Origin of the sequence: Gaetbulibacter sp. S0825 (genome assembly GCF_011777505.1) — a bacterium.
Taxonomy (GTDB): domain Bacteria; phylum Bacteroidota; class Bacteroidia; order Flavobacteriales; family Flavobacteriaceae; genus Pontimicrobium.
In genome coordinates this window covers 614,004-636,526 of sequence record NZ_JAATJT010000003.1, presented here as the reverse complement: position 1 = coordinate 636,526, position 22,523 = coordinate 614,004, and the positions used below count along the sequence as shown (strand labels likewise).

Below are 22,523 nucleotides of genomic sequence, written 5' to 3'. Positions count from 1 at the left end.
TAGTTTTAATAGGTTAACATATTTATGTTTTTTCCTTCTAAAGTTTGGTATTTTTTCATCAAATCGGCTGTCATACAACTATGTACTGGTAATACTAAAAGTGTGTCACCAACTTTATAATTTTTTAAATCACTTTTAGGTACTTTAACAATGCCATGTTCTTGCGAAATGGCACGAACATATGTATTTGCTATAAGCTCATTCCAACCATTGCTAGATTTTTGTGCAACATTTCCATAAATAGTTCCAAAAGTATCATCCTCCATTCGGTCTTTTGACAAGTGTATGCCACCGCCATATATAACTAATTCACTCTGTTTTGGATGGATAGCAACAATAGGACACTCTATAGCCACAGCAATATCATTGACATTACAAGAGCCAATTTGTATTTGCATCATATCGTAAAATGCGTAATTTCCTGGACGGATTTCGTCTATGCCTTCAAAGTTTTCAGCAACACTGCAACTAGGGGTGTCTCCATAGCTAGCAATAATATCAGGATAGCTTGTTTTATATTGATTTTTTAAGATTACCAATTTCTTTTTGGCTTCTTCATGAACTCTAATAATATCTGCTTTACTTCTGCATTTATAGGTTTGTCCAGCATGACCTAAAAATCCAATAAAATTCAGTTTATCACTGTTCTTTGAAATTTCTAATAGTGCATCAATACTTTCGGTATCATAGTGCAATAATCCAGCTCTATTGTTGCCAATGTTTATTTTGATGTAAAAATTAATAGGATGTTGTAAATGGATTTTTAGAAATTCTAAACTTGTTTTAGACTCTATTAAAACATTTAAGGTAACTCTACTTGCTAAATCATTAATGGTATCTATTTCTAAAATATTTATAGGAAATGCTACAGTGATATCATTCCATTCTTCAGCAAAATAGTTAGCCATATCTAATGAGGAAGCTGTGATTTTAGAAACGCCAGCATCTTTAAACCATCTACCAATTTCTAAGGATTGATGTGTTTTAAAATGTGGTCGCAATTCAAGATTAAATCGTTTGGCACGTTCAGACATAAATGCAATATTGGCTTTGCATTTTGTTTCATCGAGTAATAAAGTGGGTTTGCTAATCATGTGTTATTGGTTTTCTAGATAAAGCTATAAGACCTAAAATTGGACCTATGACTAGTATCATATATAGGAAACTTGAATTATATTTTAAATGTAAGTAATTTAATAACTGAATGCTAATAATTGTAATGGCAAACCCAATACAGTTCACTATGGTTAAGGCAGTGCCTTTATATTTTGGAATCGCATTTTGTGCTATTAAAGTTGAAAACAAAGGGGAGTCTGCAATGACTACCATTCCCCAAAAAACCAAAAAACTGAGTAGAATAGATTCTGAATTGGTTAAAAAAATAAATGGCGATATCAAACAGCAAAGACATGATAATAATAAAGCGGTAAATGCTACTTTTTTAGTTTTAAAAATGGAAGATAAATAACCACTAACAACACAAGATAATCCTCCAACTCCAATAATTATAAAGGACCAAAGTGGAATATTTAAAGTAGATTCAAGATTATTTTCTTTATAAAGACTTAATATCACAGGAACAAATGCCCAAAACGTATATAGTTCCCACATGTGCCCAAAATACCCAAAAGCTGCTGACCTAAATTTTGAGTCTTTAAAGTTTTTTAACCATGCATTTAGTTTTAATTTCTGACTTGCCTTTCTATAAGGTCCGTTTGGAACAAATAACAACATAAGTAGACCTCCAAATAGTGCTAAGATCGAAATAAAAACTATAATATATTGCCACGAAAACCCAAAGGAGTATCCTTTTAATAAATGAGGGAAGGCAGTCCCAACAACCAATGCGCCAACCAAAAACCCAAGCGATTTCCCTAAACCTTTATCATAGAAATCTGCTGCTATTTTCATGCCAACAGGATAAATACCAGCGAGGAAAAAACCAGTAAAATATTTAAGAATGAATAAAGAGAAAAATGAGTTGTTTTCAAGGATGGCCCCTAAATTGAAAAGAGCTGCAATTAAAGCACAAAAAAAGAAAACTTTAGATGGTGAAAACCTATCAGATATAGTTAATAAAGCAAAAACCAATGTACCACTAATAAATCCAAATTGGACAGCAGAAGTAATGTGCCCCAAAGCACTTTCGTTTAAATTAAACGTCGAAATCAAATCTGCCATAACACCATTTCCAGCAAACCATAATGAGGTGCAACAAAATTGTGAAAATACAATTATTGGAAGAATTATTTTTGATTTCATCTGTTGTGTATAGATAGGTCTTAACGTTTACTAAAATAGCTGTTTTATTATGCTAGAGCAATTTAAACTTTTATTTTTGTCGTGATGCGAAACAAATTAAAAGATTACATTCCAGATGCAGCGTTACCCAAGACTCTTAGTTTGTTGGAACATGACAATTTGGTTGTCAAAATAAAAAGTGAACGCAAAACTCGACATGGCGATTACAAGCGGTTATTGAATGGTCAGCATCAAATTACGGTTAACTCAAATTTAAATGAGTATAGGTTTTTAATTACGTTATTACATGAAATAGCACATTTTGAAACGTACAAAGAGTATGGAAGAGATATAAAACCACATGGCGAAGAATGGAAATATATATTTCAGCATATAATGTTACCTTTTTTAAACCCTAATATTTTCCCAAACAGTTTATTACCGCTTTTAGCAAAGCATTTTAAGAATCCAAAAGCTAGTAGTGATAGTGATGCTATTTTAGCGTTGGCATTAAAACAATATGATGAACCAAATGGAAAAACCTATATTTTCGAAGTGCCTTATGGGAGTAAATTTAAATTGCACAATAAACGAGTTTTTAAAAAAGGGAATAAGCGTATAAAACGTTTTGAATGTGTTGAGGTTAATACAGGAAAGTTGTATCTTTTCAATCCGAATGCAGAAGTTGAATTATTAGATTAATAGATGAACAAAAACAATTACGCCATTTTAATGGCAGGAGGAGTAGGGTCGCGATTTTGGCCTGTAAGTACCCAAGAATTTCCTAAACAGTTTCACGATATGTTAGGAACAGGAGAAACCTTAATTCAAAAGACCTTTAGTCGCTTATCTAATATCATTCCTGAAGAAAATATCTTTATTCTTACCAACGAACGTTATAACGATTTAGTGTTTCAGCAATTACCAAAAGTGACTAAACGACAAGTGGTGTTGGAGCCTGCAATGCGCAATACTGCGCCTTGTATTTTGTTCGCGGCTTTAAAAATACAAAAGGAAAATCCAGATGCAGTAATGATCGTTGCGCCAAGTGACCATTGGATTGAAGATGAAGCAGCTTTTACCGAAAACGTACAGCAAGCTTTTGATTTTTGTGCTGCTAAAAACGCATTGATGACTCTAGGTATAAAGCCAACCTTTCCTAATACTGGCTATGGTTATATCGAGTTTGATAAATCTTCAAATGAAGAAATAAAAAGCGTTAATCAATTTAGAGAAAAACCAGATTACGAAACAGCAAAATCTTTCTTAGAACAAGGGAATTTTTTGTGGAATGCAGGAATTTTTATGTGGAGCGTCAATAGTGTAGTGGAAGCTTTTCAAAATAACCAACCAGAATTATTTAACTTATTTGAAAAAGGAATTGATGTGTATAACACCGATTTTGAAGATGATTTTGTAAGAGATAATTACGGTAAAGCCGAAAATATATCTGTCGATTACGCTATTATGGAAAAAAGCAATAATGTATATGTGTTGCCAGCAACGTTTGATTGGAATGACCTTGGGACTTGGGGAAGTTTATATGATAAAATTGATGAAGGAAAAAGAAAAAACGCAGTAGTAAATGCAAACGTGTTAAGTAAAGAAGCTTCTGGAAATATGATATATTCAGAAAAAGAAAAAATTGTAGTTATAGAAGACTTAAAGGATTTTATAATAGTCGATAAAGACGAAGTTTTGCTTATCTTTCCAAAAGATAAAGAGCAAGAGATTAAAGATTTACGAAAAAGCGTTAGTGATAAATTTGGTAATAAGTACGTGTAAGTATGGAAGAAAATAAGTTTAATTTTACTGATGATGAATCTCAAGGACAACAAAAAGTCGTAGAAGAACAAAAAGAAGCCATTGTAAAAGATGCTAAAGGTTTAGTTAGTAACTCAAAGCAATTTTTGTTTGAAATTTTTAGCTTTAGAAAAGACACAGATCGCGATGCAACCATAGATGCTATAAAAGCGGATATACCCTTTAAGGGTGCAACTGCTTGGATTTTGATATGTTCTATTATGGTAGCATCTGTTGGACTTAATGCAAACTCCACTGCTGTGGTTATTGGAGCCATGTTAATTTCACCTTTAATGGGTCCAATATTGGGTGTTGGAATGTCTATTGCTATTAATGATATTGATACACTTCGTAAATCGCTTATCAATTTAGCAGTCATGATAGTGTTAAGTTTATTGACTGCATTTTTGTTTTTCTGGCTATTCCCACTTAGCGAAGACACTTCAGAGCTATTAGGAAGGACACGACCAGATATTCGAGATGTACTAATTGCATTTTTTGGAGGTTTAGCATTAATTATTGCTAGAACCAAAAAAGGAACTATCGCTTCAGTAATTTTTGGTGTGGCTATAGCAACAGCCTTAATGCCACCATTATGTACAGCTGGATACGGATTGGCTAAAGGAAACTGGAGCTATTTTGGAGGGGCAATGTATCTTTTTAGTATCAATACAGTATTTATAGCCTTAGCAACATTTTTGGTTTTAAAACTATTGCGTTTTCCAATGTTGCGTTATGCAAATTCTGCCAAAAGAAGAAGAATTGCTAAACTCGCGGGTTTATTGGCGCTTATTGCTATGATTCCTGCAGGATGGACATTTTATAATGTTTGGGGAGAAAGTAAGCGGGAAAATGATTATAAACAATTTATTGCTAATGAAATAGATTCTAACGAATCACTGTGGTTACAACGTGAAAAGCTCGATCCAGATAATAATAGAATCACATTGTATTTCAATGGTGAAATAACAGAAGCTACAGAGTCTGATTTGCGAAATGAGCTAAATAAGTATAGTAATATTAAAGATTTTGACCTTGTTATTAATGGAAATAAAAATGTAAGTGCTGAACGTTTAATGGATTTATATGACAAATCACTAGTTAACATTGAACAACGCGATAGTCTATTGTTTGAAAAGCAAAAAGAATTAGATAGTGTCAAGGCGTATTTTGCAAAAAAGAGTAATATTCTTGATGCTAACGACTTTACATCTTTAGCAAAAGATGCTAAAATTCAATTTACCGATTTGCAATATTTTGGATATGCTAAGATGCTTGCTTCGTCTGATTTTAGAAAAGCCGATACCATAGCTATTGCAAATGTTAAATGGAATACATCACTTACCGATAGTATTATGACTGTTAAAGAAGTTGAACTTAGTAATTGGTTAAAACAAGAGCTGAAGATTGATAATGTAATTATAAAAAGAGACTAATTACTGCTTCTCTTCAAGATACATTTTACGCACTTTTTTAAATAATTCCGAAGAATAGACGAAATCGGTTACAGCTTTGTTATCGGTTTTAAAGATGGTGTTTTTAGAGCCTTCCCATTCTTTATAACCATGTTGTAAAAATACAATTTTCTCACCTATCTCCATAACAGAATTCATGTCGTGAGAGTTAATTACAGTGACTATTTGGTACTCATCTGTAATCTCTTGAATAAGATTATCAATAACTATAGCTGTTTTTGGATCTAAACCTGAGTTGGGTTCATCACAAAATAAGTATTTAGGGTTGTTTACAATAGCTCTAGCAATTGCAACTCGTTTTTGCATACCACCAGATGCTTCACTAGGCATTTTGTGATGCGCATCATCTAAATTTACACGTTTTAAAACCACGTCAACTCGATCTTCCATTTCGCTTTTGCTCATTTTAGTAAACATGCGCAATGGAAACATCACATTCTCTTGTATGGTCATAGAGTCAAATAAAGCACTACCTTGAAATACCATGCCTATCTCTGCTCTTAAGTCCCTTTTTTGGTCTTCAGATAATTCTGAATAAATTTTCCCATCATACGAGATAGTGCCTTCATCATAAGGGAATAAACCTAAAAGACACTTTATAAATACTGTTTTTCCAGAGCCACTTTGCCCAATAACCAAACTAGTTTCTCCTTTTTCGAAATACGCATCTATACCTTTTAAAATATGCGCATCACCAAACGATTTATGTAAGCCTTTTACTTCTATCATTACCCTAAGAGCATATCAGTTAGTATATAATTTATTAAAATAATCACAACACTTGTCCAAACAAACGATGTGGTACTTGCCTTTCCAACCTCTAAAGCGCCACCTTTCATGTAATACCCATGAAATGAAGGGATTGTTGCTAGAATAAATGCAAACACAAAAGTTTTTAGAAATGAATAGGTCATGTGAAAACCATCAAAATCCATTTGTATACCAGTTATGTAATCCTCCAGAGTTGTATAGCCTCCGTAAACGCAAGCAGCCATTCCTCCTAGAATGCCAAGAAACATACCTATAGCAATAGCGAAAGGGTATAGCATCATGGCAACTGCTTTTGGGAAAACCAAATAGTTTAACGAATTAATCCCCATAACCTCAAGCGCATCAATCTGCTCTGTAACTCGCATTGTTCCTATGCTTGATGTTATAAACGAGCCGACTTTTCCAGCCATAATAATAGAGGTAAATGTTGGTGCGAACTCTAAAATAACGGATTGTCTGGTAGCAAAACCTACTAAATACTTTGGAATTAAAGGGTTAGTAATATTTAGCGCTGTTTGAATTGTAATTACACCACCAACAAAAAATGATATAAATGCAACAATACCTAATGAGCCAATAACAAGATCGTCAATGTCTTTTAAAATTAAACCTTTCATAACCGACCACTTTGTTGGCTTACGAAACATTTCCTTTATCATTAAAAAATAAAGACCAATATTGTTAAGATATGTCATATTTAATTTTGTTACCGCTAAAGTAAAAAATACAATATTATTTAACGTCTAAACAACATAAGAATTATTAAAAAACGTATTTTTGATATATAAGATTAAAATTAATTATGGTGAAGAATTTCTTGTTATTTATTATAAGTGTTGTATTTAGTTTTTCATGTGTGGCTCAAAAACAAACTACTCAGCTTGAGAAAACAACCACTGAAAATGTAAAGACTAAGCTTGTAGTAGGTATTGTAGTTGACCAAATGCGTTATGAATATTTAACTAGATTCCAGGAACGATTTGGGCAAGGTGGTTTTATGAGAATGGTTAATGATGGGTTTAATTGCAAGAACAATCATTATAACTATGTGCCAACCTATACAGGCCCTGGGCATGCGTCAATTTATACAGGAACTACACCTAAATATCATGGAGTAATTTCTAATAGTTGGTATGATAAAGTAAGTAAAAAGTATGTGTATTGTGCAGGTGATGATGCCGTTGCTTCAGTTGGAACTGAAGATACATCTGGACAAATGTCACCGCAAAGAATGAAAACGACCACTTTTGCAGATGAAAATAGATTGTTTACGCAAATGAGAGGGAAATCTATTGGAATTTCTATCAAGGACAGAGGTGCAATATTACCAGCAGGACATACGGCTAATGCTGCATATTGGTTTCAAGGAAAATTAGAAGGTAATTTTATATCTAGTACGTTTTATATGACTGACTTACCAAATTGGGTAAAAACATATAATGAAAGTAATAGTGTTTCAAAGTATATGAAAGAGTGGAATACACTTTATGATATTTCAACTTATGTTGAAAGCGGTAGTGATTTAAATGATTTTGAAGGTGGATTTAAAGGAAAGGAATCTGCAACATTTCCTTATGATTTAAAAGCTTTAAGTGCCGAAAATGGTGGCTTCGATATACTCAAGTCTACACCTTTTGGAAATAGTATTGTGGCCGATTTTGCTATTGCTGCTATAGATGGCGAACAATTAGGAAAAGACAATAATACAGATGTGCTTGCAGTGAGTTTTTCTAGTCCAGATTATGTTGGTCATAATTTTGGAGTAAACTCTAAAGAAGTTCAAGACACATATCTTCGTTTGGATAAAGATTTAGAGCGTTTGTTTAATGCACTTGACACTAAAGTTGGAAAAGGAAATTACACCGTGTTTTTAACCGCAGACCATGGTGCGGTTCACGTACCTTCGTATTTAAAAAGTGTAAAAATTCCTGCAGGATATATTAGTTCAACGCAAACAAAAGTTAGGTTTGAAGCGTTTTTAAAAGAAAAATATAATTCGGATGAATTAATTGAAAGTGTAAGCAATAATCAAGTATTTTTAAATAGAGAAAAAGTAAAAGAACTCAGTTTAGATTTACATGAGGTACAGGATGCTATTGTAAATGAGATTATTAATTATAGAAATATTGATAAGGCATATACAGCTTATGCAATGTCTAATACATCGTATAGTAGTGGAATTGAGAAATTACTTCAAAATGGATTTAATCAAAAACGTTCAGGAGATGTGATTTATGTTTACGACCCTGCAACAATTTCATACAGTCTTACTGGTTCAACTCATGGTAGTGGAATGAGCTATGATACTCATGTACCATTATTGTTTTATGGAAATGGAATTAACAAAGGAAGTACTGTTAAGCGAACTAGAATTGTAGATATTGCACCAACAATATCTGCATTATTAGGTATAAGTTTTCCAAATGGAAACATTGGTTTGCCTATTCAATCAGTTCTAGTGCAAGACTAATTTTTGTTTTGGTTTATTTCCTTATTTATAGAATCGATATATTCTAAAAGGGCGTTTTTTCCAATTTTTTTAGAAGCCGAGGTTACAAAGTAGTTAGGCATTTCTTCCCATGTTTCAAGAAGAATATTTTTATAATCTTCAATATGATTTTCAATAGCCTTAGGCTTCAACTTGTCTGCTTTTGTAAAAATGATTGAAAACGGAATTGTGCTTTCTCCTAGCCATTGCATAAACTCTAAATCTATTGGTTGAGGTTTATGGCGAATATCTACCAAAACAAATGCTGAAACAAGTTGTTTGCGTTTTTCAAAATATGCAGTAATAAACTTCTGAAAGACTTTTTTGGTTGATTTTGACACTCTAGCATAACCATAACCAGGTAAATCAACTAAATACCAATTGTCATTAACAATAAAATGATTAATAAGCTGCGTTTTTCCAGGTCGTCCAGATGTTTTTGCTAAGCTTTTTCTATCAGTAAGCATATTTATAAGAGAAGACTTACCAACATTGCTTCTGCCAATAAAAGCATATTCGGGAATATTGTTATTTGGACATTTAGCAACATCTTGGTTGCTAACGACAAATTCGGCAGATTTTATTTGCATTTCAAAAAGTTTAGAACTTTCTTTTTTTTAACCAATCAAAAAGAATTTCATTAAAAGTGTCAGGATGCTCCATCATTGCAGCATGCCCACATTTATCTATCCAAAACAGTTCCGAGTCTGGTAACAAATCATTGAACTCTACAGCAACTTCTGGTGGTGTCACATTATCATTTTTACCCCAAATAATGCATGTTGGTGTAAGCATTTTAGGAAGGTCTTTAGCCATATTATGTCTTATGGCGCTTTTAGCAATAGCTAAGGTTTTTATAAGCTTATTTCGGTCGTTAACAGTAGCATAAACCTCATCTACAATCTCTTTGGTTGCAACTGCAGGATCATAAAAAACGTCTTGTGCTTTTTTCTTGATAACCTCATAATCACTTCGCTTGGTATAACCACCACCCATTGCGCTTTCATATAAGCCAGAGCTTCCAGTAATAACCAAAGCTTTTACTTTTTCGTGGTAAAGTTTTGTGTGATACAAACCAATATGTCCGCCTAAAGAGTTTCCTAGAAGTATAACTTGTTCGTAACCTTTAAATTCAATAAAATCTTTTAAATATTTAGCAAAACTTTTAACATTTGTCTTAAGTAATGACATGGTGTAAATAGGAAGTTCTGGAATAACAATTTTATAGCCATTTTTACTAAAAAAATCAGTAACGCCATCAAAATTACTTAAGCCTCCCATTAATCCATGTAAGATGATAATTGGTGTACCTTCTCCTGCTTCTATATAGCTGTAGTCCCCTTCTTTTTTTAAAGTGTGAGCCATGTTATAGTTGTGGTTTCTCTGTTTGGCAAATCTACATAAATTTATTTTAAAGTATGGAATAGCGCATAGACATTATCTATATCTAAAAAGGATAATATTTAGTGAGTAAATAACTAATGTTAATTAAACTTTGACATTTTATAACTTATTGATTTTCAATAATTATGTTGAGAGATGTTTGTTAATTCTATCGAATTTTAAGGTGATTGAAAAAAAATTATCAACAAAGTGGGGTAAAGTGGTAAAAAGTGGAGAATTTTTTATTAGATTTGAAACTTATATATAAATACCATAGTAAACGCTTGAATTCACTAATTGGAACATACGAATGTAAAATCGACTCTAAAGGGAGATTGATGCTGCCTTCTGCCTTTAAAAAGCAGTTGTCTTCGGTAATGCAAGATGGTTTTGTTTTAAAGCGAGCAGTGTTTCAATCTTGTTTGGAGTTGTATCCTATGAGCGAGTGGGAAACTTTGATGCAAAAAGTAAATAAGCTAAATCGTTTCAAGAAAAAGAACAACGATTTCATTCGTCGTTTTACAGCAGGTGTAAAATTTATTGAGTTAGATGCTTCTGGAAGATTACTAGTGGCAAAAGATTTAATTGCATTTGCTGGTATGTCAAAAAACATTGTGGTGTCTTCGGTTGGTAATATACTTGAGATTTGGGATAAAGAAAATTATGAAAAAGCTATTGATGATGCCGTTGTGGACTTTGCAGATTTAGCTGAAGAAGTTATGGGGCAAGATGAAGATGGAATATCATAATCCGGTTTTATTAAAGGAAACAGTAGAAGGTTTAAATATTAAGGAAGATGGCGTTTATGTAGATGTCACTTTTGGAGGAGGAGGACATAGTCGTGAGATTTTAAGTCGTTTGGGTGAAAAAGGAAAGTTAATTGCATTTGATCAAGATCAAGACGCTCTTTTAAATACAATAGTTGATAGCAGATTTACGCTTATAAATGAAAACTTCAGATACCTCAAGAGGTTTCTGAGGTTTCATGGCGTAAAGAAAGTGGATGGTATTTTAGCCGATTTTGGTGTGTCATCACATCAATTTGATGAAGCTGATCGTGGTTTTTCAATTCGGTTTGATGCGAAGTTGGATATGCGAATGAATCAGCAAGATGAATTGTCGGCATTTCATGTGATTAATGAATATGATGAAGCGGCTTTAAGAAAAATGTTCTGGGAGTATGGAGAGCTTAGGCAAGCACCAGCTTTAGCAAGGACAATTGTTGCAGAGAGAAAGGAGGGGCAAATCGAAACAACAGAGCAGTTGAAAAGTGTATTGAAAAAGTATTTACCACCAAGAAAAGAAAATAAGATTCTTGCTCAAATCTATCAAGCCATAAGGATAGAGGTAAATCAGGAAATTGAAGCATTAAAGGAATTTTTAACGCAAGTTCCAGAATTATTGAACCCAGAGGGACGTTTAAGTTTTATCTCCTATCATTCGCTTGAAGATAGATTAGTAAAGCGATTTATTAGAAGTGGGATGTTTGAGGGGGAGCCTGAGAAAGACGTATTTGGGAATTTTGAGGTGCCTCTAAAGCGAATAGGGAAACTTATTATTCCATCACAAGAAGAAATAAAAAAAAATAACAGAGCAAGAAGCGCAAAACTTAGAATAGCAGAAAAAGTATAATGGCAAAAAAGAAGTTTTATAACATTTTAAAAGGCACTTTTTTAGTAAGTGATGATTCTTTTAAAAATTGGAGAATGATCATCTTTTTTTCATTTCTGGCCATTGTAATGATTGCTAGTTCGCATAGCGCAGATAGAAAAGTACATGAAATTGCACGACTTGGTGAAGAGGTAAAGGAGTATCGTTCGGCATTCATAGATGGTCGCTCCATATTAATGGAGTTGAAAATGGAATCAAACATTAGAGAAAAATTAGCAAGTAAAGAGGTGTTGCCTTCCACAGAGCCACCAAAAAAAATAAAAGTTAAATCACAAGATTAAAAGTTCAGTTTTGGCAGTAACCGAGAAGAACATATTAAAACGATTGTATTTTGTAGCGGGATGTTTGTTCATCTTCGCGCTTCTTGTGGTGTTTAAACTTGTAAATATTCAGTTTGTTCAAGGAGAACAATATAGAGGTTTAGCTGAAAAAAGATCATTAAAAACAGTTGACATTCCTGCAAATAGAGGTAATTTGTATTCAGCCGATGGAAGTTTGTTGGCGACCTCTGTTCCAAAATATGATATTAGAATAGATGCTTTAACGCCTTCTGCTAAAAATTTCAAAAAATATTTAAAGCCTTTATGTGATTCGCTTGCTAAATTTCATGGTAAAACTTCAGGATATTACCAAAAAGCCATAGGTAAAGCAAGGCAAGACAAGAATAGGTATTTTCTGTTGGCTCGTAACCTGGGGTATTCAGATTATTTACGATTCAGAAACTTTCCGTTACTTAATATGGGTGCTTTTAAAGGTGGGCTAATTGTGGAGCAGAATACAAAACGCGAACACCCAATGGGTGGCATTGCAGAGCGTACGATAGGTTATGAGCGTTGGGATGAAGAAGGTAATGTAACACGTCCAGGAATAGATGGTGCCTTTGGAGAGCAGTATTTACGAGGAACCAATGGTAGACGATTAAAGCAACAAATAGGTAAAGGGCAATGGAAGCCTGTAAGTGATGCAAACGAAGTCGAGCCTCAAGATGGGTACGATGTATACACAACTATAGATGTAAATATTCAAGATATTGCACATCATGCTTTATTAGAACAGTTAGAAAAATATAAAGCAGATCATGGCTCTGTAGTGGTTATGGAAACTAAAACGGGAGAGATACGAGCTATATCTAACCTTGGGCGTACGTCAAAAGGTACTTATTATGAAAAACTTAATTATGCTGTTGGAGAATCACATGAGCCTGGTTCTACATTTAAGCTTATGGCTTTAGCAGTTGCATTAGATGATAAAGTAATAGACACTTCTACAGTTGTTGATACTGAAAATGGAATTTTAACATTCTATGGAAAAAAGGTTAGAGATTCTAAAAATGGAGGTTATGGTAAAATTTCTGTTGCAAAGGCATTTGAGGTCTCTTCAAATACTGGAATTGTTAAGGCAATTCATAATAATTATAAGGATAACCCTAAGAAATTCGTGGATGGTTTATATGATATGAACCTTCAAAATACATTGGATTTACCAATAATTGGCGAGGGTAAACCTATAATTCCTGATCCTAGAATTAAAAATAATCGCTGGAGCGGTATAGCACTTGAGTGGATGGCTTACGGATATGGTGTGTCTTTTACGCCAATGCAAACACTTGCCTTTTATAATGCCATTGCTAATGATGGTGAAATGGTCCGTCCAAGATTCCTAAAAGAGGTGAAAGAATATGGTAACTCTGTTGAAACGTTTGACAAAGATGTGATTAATAAGCAAATATGCTCTAAGGAAACGGTAGCTAAACTCCAAAAACTTTTAGCAAATGTTGTTGAAAAGAAACATGGTACTGGAAATGGTTTGTATGCTGATAATTTTTCGATGGCTGGAAAAACAGGCACTTGCCAGAAGGATTATGTAGATAAAGATAAACTTAATTATATCTCTTCATTTGTTGGTTATTTTCCAGTTGAAAATCCTAAGTATTCTTGTATTGTCGTAATTCATGAACCTGATAAAGAGGTGGGTTATTATGGTGCGGATGTATCTGGTCCTGTATTCAAGAAAATAGCACAAAAAATATATACAGACACGCCAATTATTGATGCTGTTGAAAATTTAGAAGAAATGCATGTTGATGTTGATAGGAGTTTTGAAGCCTATTATGATGTTGCGCAAACTTATAAAACCATAATGCCAGATTTAAAAGGTATGCCAGCAATGGATGCTATTGTGTTACTGGAAAATATGGGAATGAAAGTACGCTTAAAAGGTAACGGAAAAGTTGTGAAACAATCGGTATCCTCAGGTGTAAAACTTAAGCCAAAACAAACAATAGTCTTAGAATTATCGTGATAGAATTAAAAAACATACTGTATAAAGTAACCCTCGACGCTGTTGTGGGTGATACAAGTGTGTCTATTAACAGCATTCAATTCGATTCTAGAAAAGTATCTAAAAATGATGTGTTTGTTGCAGTAAAAGGAAGTGTGGTAGATGGACATGACTTTATTGAACAGGTCATAGAGAAAGGAGCTAATACCATTATTTGTGAGCAAATTCCAGACATGACTATTGAGGGTGTCACTTATGTTAAGGTAGATAACTCCTCTAAAGCCTTAGCGATAATGGCTTCCAATTATTATGGTGTACCATCAGAGAACTTAAAATTAGTTGGTGTTACTGGCACTAATGGTAAAACAACTATAGCGTCACTATTATATCAACTTTTTAAAAAAGCAGGTTATAAAGTTGGATTATTGTCAACTGTAAAAATTTTAGTTGACGAAAAAGAATATAAAACTATTCACACAACACCAGACTCCTTAACTATAAATAAGTATTTAAGTGAAATGAATGATGAAGGCGTTGAGTTTTGCTTCATGGAAGTAAGCTCTCATGGTATTCATCAATCGCGTACAGAGGGTCTTCATTTTGAAGGTGGGATTTTCACAAATCTCACACACGACCATTTAGATTATCATGAAACATTCGCTGAATATCGTGATGTAAAAAAATCATTTTTTGACAACCTCCCAAAATCAGCATTCTCATTAGTGAATGTTGATGATAAAAATGGAGCTATAATGTTACAAAATACGGCTTCTAAAAAATACACATATGCACTAAAAAGCTTTGCGGATTATAGAGCTCAAATTTTAGAAAACCAATTGAACGGTTTGTTTTTAAAAATAAATGATAATGAAGTTTGGACTAGGTTAATAGGCAATTTTAATGCTTATAATTTATTAGCGATTTATGGAACTGCAGATTTATTAGGCTTAGAAAGTGTTGAGGTGCTTCGTTTAATGAGTGAGTTAGATAGTGTTAGTGGGAGATTTCAATACTTAATTTCTGATGAAAAAATCACTGCTATAGTTGATTATGCACATACACCAGATGCTTTAAAGAACGTGTTAGAAACCATTAATAGTATTCGTACTAAAAATGAAGAGCTCATAACTGTTGTTGGTTGTGGAGGTGATAGAGATAAAACTAAACGACCAAAAATGGCTCATATCGCATCAGCTTTAAGTGATAAAGTCATTTTTACTAGTGATAACCCTAGAACCGAAAATCCTGAGCAAATAATTAAAGATATGGAAGTTGGCGTACAGCCACAAAACTTTAAAAAAACAATGTCGATTGTAGATAGAAATCAAGCCATTAAAACGGCTTGTCAGTTAGCAAATGCAAACGATATTATCCTAATAGCAGGAAAAGGTCATGAAACCTATCAAGAAATTAATGGTGTTAGAACCAATTTTGATGATTATAAAATAGTTGAAGAATTTTTAAAACAATTACAAAAATAAATGCTGTATTATTTATTTGAATATTTAGAAAAAGAATTTCAGTTTCCAGGCGCATCCTTGTTTGGGTTTTTATCCTTTAGGGCAGCTATGGCTATAATTTTGTCGTTGTTATTTTCTACTATTTATGGTAAGCGTATCATTAAATTTTTACAAAAAAAACAAGTTGGTGAAACTGTTAGAGATTTGGGTCTAGAAGGACAAGCTGAAAAAGCGGGAACACCAACTATGGGTGGAATTATCATTATCCTTGCCACTTTAATTCCTGTTTTTTTATTCGCAAAACTTGATAATATTTATATCATCTTATTGTTAATTACAACAATCTGGATGGGGATTATCGGGTTTATCGATGATTACATTAAAAAATTCAAAAACGATAAAGAAGGTTTAAAAGGAAGATTTAAAATATTAGGTCAAGTAGGTCTCGGAATAATCGTAGGCACAACATTATATTTTAATAATGATGTGACCATTAAGGAAAAACTGCCAATTGCGCAACAGCAAGAATTACTAGCTGAAAACCCTACCATACCACAAGCCAAATTATTTGAAGACGAAATTAAATCAACAAAAACAACCATACCTTTCGTAAAAGGTAATGAGTTTGATTATGCCAGTTTAATAACTTGGATAAGCCCTAGCTTAAAACCATATGCTTGGATAATTTTTATCCTAGCAGCAATTTTTATTATTACTGCAGTTTCTAATGGAGCAAACCTTACAGATGGTATCGATGGACTTGCAGCAGGAACATCAGCAATTATTGTTTTAACTCTTGGGATTTTTGCTTGGGTCTCTGGTAATATCATTTTCTCAGATTACTTAAACATTATGTATATACCTCGTGTTGAGGAAATCACCATATATATCGCTGCATTTGTGGGGGCGCTTATTGGATTTTTATGGTATAATACATATCCAGCTCAGGTGTTTATGGGAGATACAGGAAGTTTAACTATTGGCGGAATTATAGCAGTAATAGCAATTGCAGTTCGTAAAGAGTGGCTTATTCCACTGTTATGTGGCATCTTTTTAGCCGAAAATTTATCAGTTGTACTACAGGTAAGCTATTTCAAGTACACAAAGAAAAAATTTGGTGAAGGAAAGCGCATTTTTAAGATGTCGCCTTTGCATCATCATTATCAAAAATCAGGATATCACGAAAGTAAAATTGTAACACGGTTTTGGATTGTAGGTATTCTGCTAGCCATCCTTTCAATAGTGACCTTGAAAATTCGCTAATGAAAAGGCTAGTGATATTAGGAGCAGGAGAAAGTGGTGTTGGAACAGCACTATTGGGAAATGAAAAAGGATATGATGTGTTTGTTTCTGATAAAGGAAAAATTAAAGAAAAATATAAAGAAGTTCTTATACATAATGAGATTGAATGGGAAGAAGAAAAGCATACAGAATCTAAAGTTCTAAATGCTGATGTTGTAATGAAAAGCCCTGGAATTCCAGATAAAGTGGCTTTAGTGCAAAAGTTGTTAGCAAATAATATTTCGGTTGTTTCCGAAATTGAATTTGCATCACAATTCACAAAGGCTAATATTATTGGAATAACAGGTAGCAATGGTAAAACTACCACGACCATGTGGACACACCATATACTTAAACAAGGAGGTTTAAAAGCAGCTATGGGAGGAAACATTGGTGATAGTTTTGCAAAGCAAGTGTTAGACTCAAGTTATGAGCATTTTGTTTTAGAGTTGAGTAGTTTTCAATTAGATGGAATAAAAACATTTAAACCGCACATTGCCATTATTACAAACATTTCTCCTGATCATTTAGATAGATATGATTACAAGTTTGAAAACTATATCGCTTCAAAATTTAGAATAGCGATGAATCAAACCAAAGAAGATTACTTGATTTATGATGCTGATGATAAAGACATAACAAACTATCTAAAATCACATCCAATTCAATCAACATTATTGCCATTTTCATTAACAAAGAAATTGGAACAAGGAGCGTATTTAGAAAATAACAACATAAAAATATTAATTGATAATAGCCATATAATTATGCCAACAGCAAACTTAGCTTTAGAGGGAAAGCACAATATTAAAAATGCAATGGCAGCCTCGACGGTTGCGCATTTGCTTAAAATTAGAAGTCACACATTACGTGAAAGCCTTGAGAATTTTCAAGGCGCAGAACATCGTTTAGAAAATGTATTGCGTATTAATAAAGTGCAATACATAAACGATTCAAAAGCAACTAATGTGAATGCCACATATTTTGCTTTAGAAAGTATGGAAGCACCAACCGTTTGGATTGTAGGTGGAGTAGATAAAGGCAACGATTATAAACAGCTTTTTCCGTTTGTAAACGAAAAAGTAAAAGCTATTATTTGTTTGGGTGTGGATAACAAAAAACTTTTTGAAACATTTGGTAATATGGTAGAGATAATGGTTGAAACTCAGTTTATGAGCGAAGCATTGAAAATAGCTTATAAAATTGCTGAAGCTGGAGATAATGTTCTTTTGTCACCAGCTTGTGCAAGTTTTGATTTATTCGAAAATTATGAAGATAGAGGACGTCAGTTTAAAAATGCAGTAAGAAAATTATAATGCAATTATTGTTTAACAATTTAAAAGGAGATAGGTTAATTTGGGCTATTGCAGCATTACTAGCAATATTCTCATTCCTTCCTGTGTACAGTGCAGCTAGTAATTTGGCGTACATAAGCGGTGATGGAAATACCTTTAATTATTTTGTTAAACATTTTGTGCATTTATTTCTAGGTTTTGCGATTATATATGGTGTACACAAAGTGCCTTATAGATATTTTCGCGGATTATCAATGGTTATGATTCCAGTAGTATTAGTATTGTTGGCTGCTACTATGTTTCAACCAGAAACCACCGAAAGTTTAACAAATGCAAAGCGCTGGATAAAAGTACCAATAGTTGGTTTTACGTTTCAGCCCTCAACTTTGGCATCTGTAGTTTTAATGGTTTATGTAGCTAGGTATTTATCAAAAATAAAAGATAAAACAGTCACGTTTAAAGAAACAATCTTACCGTTATGGTTCCCAGTATTTTTAGTTTTGGTGTTAATATTACCAGCTAATTTTTCAACAACAGCTATCATTTTTACAATGGTAATTGCATTGGCATTCTTAGGAGGTTATCCTGTTAAATATTTATTGTTAATTCTATTGTCAGGTGTTGCGGCTTTTGCGCTATTTATTTTGGTTGCCAAAGCATTTCCAGATGTTATGCCAAATCGTATCGATACTTGGGCAAGTAGAATAGAAAATTTTGCAAACGGTGAAGATACTGAGGCTGATTATCAAATAGAAAAAGCAAAAATAGCAATAGCATCAGGATATATAAAAGGAGTTGGTCCAGGAAAAAGTACTCAAAAGAACTTTTTGCCACAGTCATCATCCGACTTTATTTTTGCAATTATCATTGAAGAGTATGGTTTAATAGGAGGGTTGTTTTTAATGACACTTTACTTGTTATTGTTGTTTAGAATAGTAATAGCGTCACATAAGGCCGACACTATTTTTGGTAAGCTTTTAGTGATAGGAGTTGGGATTCCAATAGTATTTCAAGCGCTTATAAATATGGCTGTGGCTGTAGAGCTATTTCCAGTTACAGGTCAAACACTACCATTAATAAGTAGTGGTGGAACTTCCATTTGGATTACCTGTTTGGCAATTGGCATCATACTTAGTGTTAGTGCAAGAAGACAAGAAATTAAAGAACAAGAAGAAAGAGAAGATAATCCACTTGAAATTTTAAGTGAGACAATATAATGAGTAACTATAAAATCATATTATCTGGAGGTGGTACAGGAGGACATATTTATCCTGCTATATCCATTGCAAATGAGTTAAAACAGCGTTATCCAAACGCTGAGTTTTTATTTGTTGGAGCAAAAGATAAAATGGAAATGGAAAAAGTACCGCAAGCTGGATATAACATTGAAGGGTTGTGGATTTCTGGAATTCAAAGAAAATTGACTTTAAAAAATCTATCATTTCCTTTTAAACTTATTGCTAGTTTATTGAGGTCTCGAAAAATAATTAAGCAATTTAAGCCAGATGTTGCTATTGGTACAGGAGGTTTTGCTAGTGGACCATTATTGCAAGTGGCCACTTCAAAGGGTATTCCAAGTTTAATACAAGAACAGAATTCTTATCCTGGGATTACCAATAAGATACTATCTAAAAAGGCGAATAAAGTATGTGTTGCTTATGATGGATTAGAACGATTTTTTCCAAAAGATAAGATTGTTAAAACAGGAAATCCCGTGAGACAAGATTTACTCAGCTTGGATAATAAATCTATTGAAGCAAAAGATTTTTTTGGATTAAAGCATAACAAGGTTACATTACTTGTTTTGGGTGGTAGTTTAGGTGCAAGGAGAATTAATGAATTAATAGTGAAAAAATTAGATTTTTTTCATGAGCAAAATGTGCAAATTATCTGGCAGTGTGGAAAATTATATTATCAAGATTATAAGATTAATGGAGATATTAAAGATGTACAAGTCCATGCTTTTTTAAATAGAATAGATATGGCTTATGCTGCCGCAGATATAATTATTTCTAGAGCAGGAGCAAGTTCCGTGTCAGAATTATGTATTGTTGGGAAGCCAGTAATATTTATTCCTTCACCAAATGTAGCTGAGGATCATCAAACAAAAAATGCAAACGCTATTGTTGAAAAAGATGGAGCTATTTTGATTAAAGAAGCAGATTTAGATGTTGATTTTGAAAACAAGTTCAAACTCTTAAATAACTCTAAAGAAAAACAAGAATTATTAAGTAATAATATTAAAAAATTAGCATTAATAAATGCAACTAAGGATATAGCAGACGAAGTAGAAAAACTTTTAAAAAGTAAATGAACTTAAATAGCATACATAATATCTATTTTATTGGCATTGGAGGCATTGGTATGAGTGCGCTTGCTAGATATTTTGTTGCTAGTGGGAAACAAGTTGCTGGCTATGATAAAACACAAACAGAACTTACTAGTGAGTTGGAAACATTAGGAATAGATGTGCATTTTGAAGATAGTTTAGATAATGTGTCTAAAAACTTTTTAGACTCCCAAAAAACGCTTGTGGTTTATACACCAGCAATTCCAAAGGAACATAGTGAGTTAAATTATTTTAGAGATAATAATTTTAAGGTTTTAAAACGCTCACAAGTATTAGGTTTAATTACTGAGGATACTTATTGTTTGGCGGTTGCAGGAACTCATGGCAAAACAACCACGACAAGTATTTTAGGTCATTTACTAGCTGAATGTGGTGTAGAAGTAACAGCATTTCTTGGAGGAATTACAGAGAATTATAACTCAAACCTCATTTTAAAAGGTACTAGAGTATCTGTTGTTGAAGCTGATGAATTTGATCGTTCATTTTTAACCTTGTCACCAGACTTGGCTTGTATTACTTCGATGGATGCAGATCATTTAGATATTTATGGAAAGAAAGAAGCTTTAGATGATTCCTTTAGAGATTTTTCTAAGAAATTAAAACCAAATGGAAAACTGTTTGTTAAAAAGGGGTTGCCAATAAATGGAATTACTTATGCAGTAGATGAAGATGCAGACTATTCAGCAATTAATATTAGAATAAAAGAAGGAAGCTACGTGTTTGATGTAAAAACACCTAGTCAACATATTAAAGATTTTTTATTTAACCTACCAGGTAGACATAATTTGTCGAATGCATTAATAGCACTGGCAATGGCTATAGAATTAGGTTGCGCTCCTTATAGCCTTGCCAGCGCATTAGCATCTTACAAAGGTGTAAAACGTAGGTTCACCTATCAAATTAAAACAGAAGAGCTTGTATTTATTGATGATTATGCTCATCATCCTGAAGAGATAAATGCCGTGCATCAAGCTGTAAGGGAAATGTATCCAAACAAAGAAGTGTTGGTGGTTTTTCAACCACATCTATTTAGTAGAACAAGAGATTTTATTGATGAATTTGCAGAGAGCTTATCAAAATTCGATAGTGTTTTACTGTTAGAGATATATCCAGCGAGAGAATTGCCTATTGATGGCGTTAATTCAAATTGGTTATTAAATAAAATTAAAAACCCAAATAAGGCATTGATAAGTAAAGAAAATATTGTGTCTGAAATTAAAAAAAGTAACGCACAAATAATAATTACTCTTGGTGCTGGAGATATTGGAGTAGAAGTTAATAACATTAAAGAACAATTAAGTGTTGCGAGTTAACTGGAATTACATAAAAGGATTGGGTTTAATTGCTTTGGTGAGCTTTGTTTTTGTGTTTTCTTCTTTTAGAAATAATGTAAGAAAAATCGCAGAAATAAAGGTGAATTTTCTTGGTGAAAATAATTTATTCATGACCGAGGCATCGGTTAATAAATTGTTAATACAAAATAACGAAGAGCTTCCAAACATGGCTAAAGAAATTTTAGATTTGAATGATATAGAAAGTGCCCTAAAATCTAATCCAATGATCAAAACCGCAGAAGTGCATCTTACTGTTAATGGCGAGGTTCGAGCTGATATTTTACAGCGAAAACCAATAGCTAGAGTAAGCACAAATGCGTCATATTATATAGATGATGAAGGCGCGTTTATGCCTTTATCTACGTTTCATACAGCTCGTGTGCCTTTAGTAACAGGTCATGTTAAAAAAAATAAATTAAGCAATGTGTACATAATTGCTGACAAAATTTTTAATGACCAATTTTTAAAGACTCATGTTGTAGAGATTTATCAAAACGAAGATGAAACATTTGTTTTAAAAACAAGAGCTTTCGATTTTGAAATATGGTTGGGAAATCTAGATAAACTAGATAACAAAATAAGCAATTTAAAAGCATTTTATCAAAAAGCGAAAAAAGATGATATGCTAAGTAAGTATAGTAAAGTGAATTTGCAGTTTGATAATCAAGTTGTTTGCACTAAAAAGTAAATT

General features: G+C 33.0%; 21 protein-coding genes. 15 read left to right on the top strand and 6 right to left on the bottom strand.

Features of this window, described 5'->3' with window-relative positions; translation table 11 throughout:
• Window positions 1-5: 5 nt before the first annotated feature.
• Entirely contained in the window at window positions 6-1,094 is a 1,089-nt protein-coding gene (locus HB672_RS14165) for an alanine racemase (protein WP_167770162.1), read from the bottom strand.
• On the bottom strand, window positions 1,087-2,262 hold the full coding sequence (locus HB672_RS14160; protein WP_167770161.1) for an MFS transporter: 1,176 nt from the start codon (window positions 2,260-2,262) through the stop codon (window positions 1,087-1,089). Before HB672_RS14160 ends, HB672_RS14165 begins: the two co-directional genes overlap by 8 nt.
• Window positions 2,263-2,346: 84 nt before the next feature.
• Between HB672_RS14160 and HB672_RS14155 the strand changes: the two genes are divergently transcribed.
• From HB672_RS14155 to HB672_RS14145, 3 genes are read left to right on the top strand one after another with little or no spacing between them, the layout of a single operon-like run.
• The gene (locus HB672_RS14155) at window positions 2,347-2,943 is read left to right on the top strand and encodes a SprT-like domain-containing protein (RefSeq protein ID WP_167770215.1); all 597 of its coding nucleotides are present in this window, start codon (window positions 2,347-2,349) and stop codon (window positions 2,941-2,943) included.
• Window positions 2,944-2,946: 3 nt separating this feature from the next.
• On the top strand, window positions 2,947-4,026 hold the full coding sequence (locus HB672_RS14150) for a mannose-1-phosphate guanylyltransferase (protein ID WP_167770160.1): 1,080 nt from the start codon (window positions 2,947-2,949) through the stop codon (window positions 4,024-4,026).
• Between the two features lie 2 nt (window positions 4,027-4,028).
• On the top strand, window positions 4,029-5,480 hold the full coding sequence (locus tag HB672_RS14145; protein WP_167770159.1) for a DUF389 domain-containing protein: 1,452 nt from the start codon (window positions 4,029-4,031) through the stop codon (window positions 5,478-5,480).
• Here HB672_RS14145 and HB672_RS14140 read toward each other — a convergent pair whose 3' ends face one another.
• Window positions 5,481-6,248, bottom strand: coding sequence for an ATP-binding cassette domain-containing protein (locus HB672_RS14140; RefSeq protein ID WP_167770158.1), 768 nt, complete (start codon window positions 6,246-6,248; stop codon window positions 5,481-5,483). It abuts the gene before it with no gap.
• On the bottom strand, window positions 6,248-6,985 hold the full coding sequence (locus HB672_RS14135) for an ABC transporter permease (RefSeq protein WP_167770157.1): 738 nt from the start codon (window positions 6,983-6,985) through the stop codon (window positions 6,248-6,250). Before HB672_RS14135 ends, HB672_RS14140 begins: the two co-directional genes overlap by 1 nt.
• 107 nt (window positions 6,986-7,092) lie before the next feature.
• Here HB672_RS14135 and pafA point away from each other — a divergent pair, with 107 nt between their 5' ends.
• Window positions 7,093-8,760 (top strand): alkaline phosphatase PafA, encoded by a 1,668-nt coding sequence (gene pafA / locus HB672_RS14130; RefSeq protein WP_167770156.1) that lies wholly within the window; start codon window positions 7,093-7,095, stop codon window positions 8,758-8,760.
• On the opposite strand, the gene yihA is transcribed toward pafA, so the two are convergent.
• Both yihA and HB672_RS14120 read right to left on the bottom strand, forming a co-directional pair.
• A complete protein-coding gene (yihA, locus tag HB672_RS14125; RefSeq protein ID WP_167770155.1) occupies window positions 8,757-9,368 on the bottom strand; it encodes a ribosome biogenesis GTP-binding protein YihA/YsxC in 612 nt (203 codons plus the stop codon). The genes pafA and yihA overlap by 4 nt on opposite strands.
• A gap of 10 nt (window positions 9,369-9,378) precedes the next feature.
• On the bottom strand, window positions 9,379-10,143 hold the full coding sequence (locus tag HB672_RS14120) for an alpha/beta hydrolase (RefSeq protein ID WP_167770154.1): 765 nt from the start codon (window positions 10,141-10,143) through the stop codon (window positions 9,379-9,381).
• Between the two features lie 302 nt (window positions 10,144-10,445).
• On the opposite strand from HB672_RS14120, the gene mraZ reads away from it, so the two are divergent.
• The 11 genes from mraZ to HB672_RS14065 are packed head-to-tail and all read left to right on the top strand — an operon-like array spanning window position 10,446 to window position 22,520.
• The gene (gene mraZ, locus HB672_RS14115) at window positions 10,446-10,910 is read left to right on the top strand and encodes a division/cell wall cluster transcriptional repressor MraZ (RefSeq protein WP_167770153.1); all 465 of its coding nucleotides are present in this window, start codon (window positions 10,446-10,448) and stop codon (window positions 10,908-10,910) included.
• On the top strand, window positions 10,897-11,793 hold the full coding sequence (rsmH, locus tag HB672_RS14110) for a 16S rRNA (cytosine(1402)-N(4))-methyltransferase RsmH (protein ID WP_167770152.1): 897 nt from the start codon (window positions 10,897-10,899) through the stop codon (window positions 11,791-11,793). The genes mraZ and rsmH overlap by 14 nt, the downstream gene beginning before the upstream one ends.
• A complete protein-coding gene (locus HB672_RS14105; protein WP_167770151.1) occupies window positions 11,793-12,113 on the top strand; it encodes an FtsL-like putative cell division protein in 321 nt (106 codons plus the stop codon). Before rsmH ends, HB672_RS14105 begins: the two co-directional genes overlap by 1 nt.
• A 10-nt stretch (window positions 12,114-12,123) precedes the next feature.
• Window positions 12,124-14,133 (top strand): penicillin-binding protein, encoded by a 2,010-nt coding sequence (locus HB672_RS14100; protein ID WP_167770150.1) that lies wholly within the window; start codon window positions 12,124-12,126, stop codon window positions 14,131-14,133.
• A complete protein-coding gene (locus HB672_RS14095) occupies window positions 14,130-15,593 on the top strand; it encodes a UDP-N-acetylmuramoyl-L-alanyl-D-glutamate--2,6-diaminopimelate ligase (RefSeq protein WP_167770149.1) in 1,464 nt (487 codons plus the stop codon). Before HB672_RS14100 ends, HB672_RS14095 begins: the two co-directional genes overlap by 4 nt.
• Entirely contained in the window at window positions 15,594-16,835 is a 1,242-nt protein-coding gene (mraY, locus tag HB672_RS14090) for a phospho-N-acetylmuramoyl-pentapeptide-transferase (protein WP_167770148.1), read from the top strand. It begins immediately after the preceding gene.
• Window positions 16,835-18,169, top strand: a complete 1,335-nt coding sequence (gene murD / locus HB672_RS14085; protein WP_167770147.1) for a UDP-N-acetylmuramoyl-L-alanine--D-glutamate ligase — start codon at window positions 16,835-16,837, stop codon at window positions 18,167-18,169. The genes mraY and murD overlap by 1 nt, the downstream gene beginning before the upstream one ends.
• A complete protein-coding gene (locus tag HB672_RS14080; RefSeq protein ID WP_167770146.1) occupies window positions 18,169-19,365 on the top strand; it encodes an FtsW/RodA/SpoVE family cell cycle protein in 1,197 nt (398 codons plus the stop codon). The genes murD and HB672_RS14080 overlap by 1 nt, the downstream gene beginning before the upstream one ends.
• Window positions 19,365-20,462 carry an undecaprenyldiphospho-muramoylpentapeptide beta-N-acetylglucosaminyltransferase gene (gene murG, locus HB672_RS14075; protein ID WP_167770145.1) on the top strand — a complete coding sequence of 366 codons (1,098 nt, stop codon included), beginning with the start codon at window positions 19,365-19,367 and terminating at the stop codon, window positions 20,460-20,462. The genes HB672_RS14080 and murG overlap by 1 nt, the downstream gene beginning before the upstream one ends.
• Complete coding sequence (murC, locus tag HB672_RS14070; protein WP_167770144.1) at window positions 20,459-21,811, top strand: UDP-N-acetylmuramate--L-alanine ligase; 1,353 nt, start codon at window positions 20,459-20,461, stop codon at window positions 21,809-21,811. Before murG ends, murC begins: the two co-directional genes overlap by 4 nt.
• Window positions 21,798-22,520: a hypothetical protein gene (locus HB672_RS14065; protein WP_348272565.1), complete on the top strand. Its 723-nt coding sequence runs from the start codon at window positions 21,798-21,800 to the stop codon at window positions 22,518-22,520. The genes murC and HB672_RS14065 overlap by 14 nt, the downstream gene beginning before the upstream one ends.
• Window positions 22,521-22,523: the final 3 nt, after the last annotated feature.

Coding starts and splice junctions, on each gene's coding strand:
- HB672_RS14080 (WP_167770146.1), top strand. CDS start 18,169: ATGCAATTATTGTTTAACAATTTAAAAGGAGATAGGTTAATTTGGGCT.
- HB672_RS14155 (WP_167770215.1), top strand. CDS start 2,347: ATGCGAAACAAATTAAAAGATTACATTCCAGATGCAGCGTTACCCAAG.
- murD (WP_167770147.1), top strand. CDS start 16,835: ATGAAAAGGCTAGTGATATTAGGAGCAGGAGAAAGTGGTGTTGGAACA.
- murC (WP_167770144.1), top strand. CDS start 20,459: ATGAACTTAAATAGCATACATAATATCTATTTTATTGGCATTGGAGGC.
- rsmH (WP_167770152.1), top strand. CDS start 10,897: ATGGAATATCATAATCCGGTTTTATTAAAGGAAACAGTAGAAGGTTTA.
- HB672_RS14145 (WP_167770159.1), top strand. CDS start 4,029: ATGGAAGAAAATAAGTTTAATTTTACTGATGATGAATCTCAAGGACAA.
- mraY (WP_167770148.1), top strand. CDS start 15,594: ATGCTGTATTATTTATTTGAATATTTAGAAAAAGAATTTCAGTTTCCA.
- yihA (WP_167770155.1), bottom strand. CDS start 9,368: ATGCAAATAAAATCTGCCGAATTTGTCGTTAGCAACCAAGATGTTGCT.
- HB672_RS14160 (WP_167770161.1), bottom strand. CDS start 2,262: ATGAAATCAAAAATAATTCTTCCAATAATTGTATTTTCACAATTTTGT.
- HB672_RS14135 (WP_167770157.1), bottom strand. CDS start 6,985: ATGACATATCTTAACAATATTGGTCTTTATTTTTTAATGATAAAGGAA.
- HB672_RS14120 (WP_167770154.1), bottom strand. CDS start 10,143: ATGGCTCACACTTTAAAAAAAGAAGGGGACTACAGCTATATAGAAGCA.
- HB672_RS14140 (WP_167770158.1), bottom strand. CDS start 6,248: ATGATAGAAGTAAAAGGCTTACATAAATCGTTTGGTGATGCGCATATT.
- HB672_RS14150 (WP_167770160.1), top strand. CDS start 2,947: ATGAACAAAAACAATTACGCCATTTTAATGGCAGGAGGAGTAGGGTCG.
- HB672_RS14165 (WP_167770162.1), bottom strand. CDS start 1,094: ATGATTAGCAAACCCACTTTATTACTCGATGAAACAAAATGCAAAGCC.
- pafA (WP_167770156.1), top strand. CDS start 7,093: ATGGTGAAGAATTTCTTGTTATTTATTATAAGTGTTGTATTTAGTTTT.
- HB672_RS14105 (WP_167770151.1), top strand. CDS start 11,793: ATGGCAAAAAAGAAGTTTTATAACATTTTAAAAGGCACTTTTTTAGTA.
- murG (WP_167770145.1), top strand. CDS start 19,365: ATGAGTAACTATAAAATCATATTATCTGGAGGTGGTACAGGAGGACAT.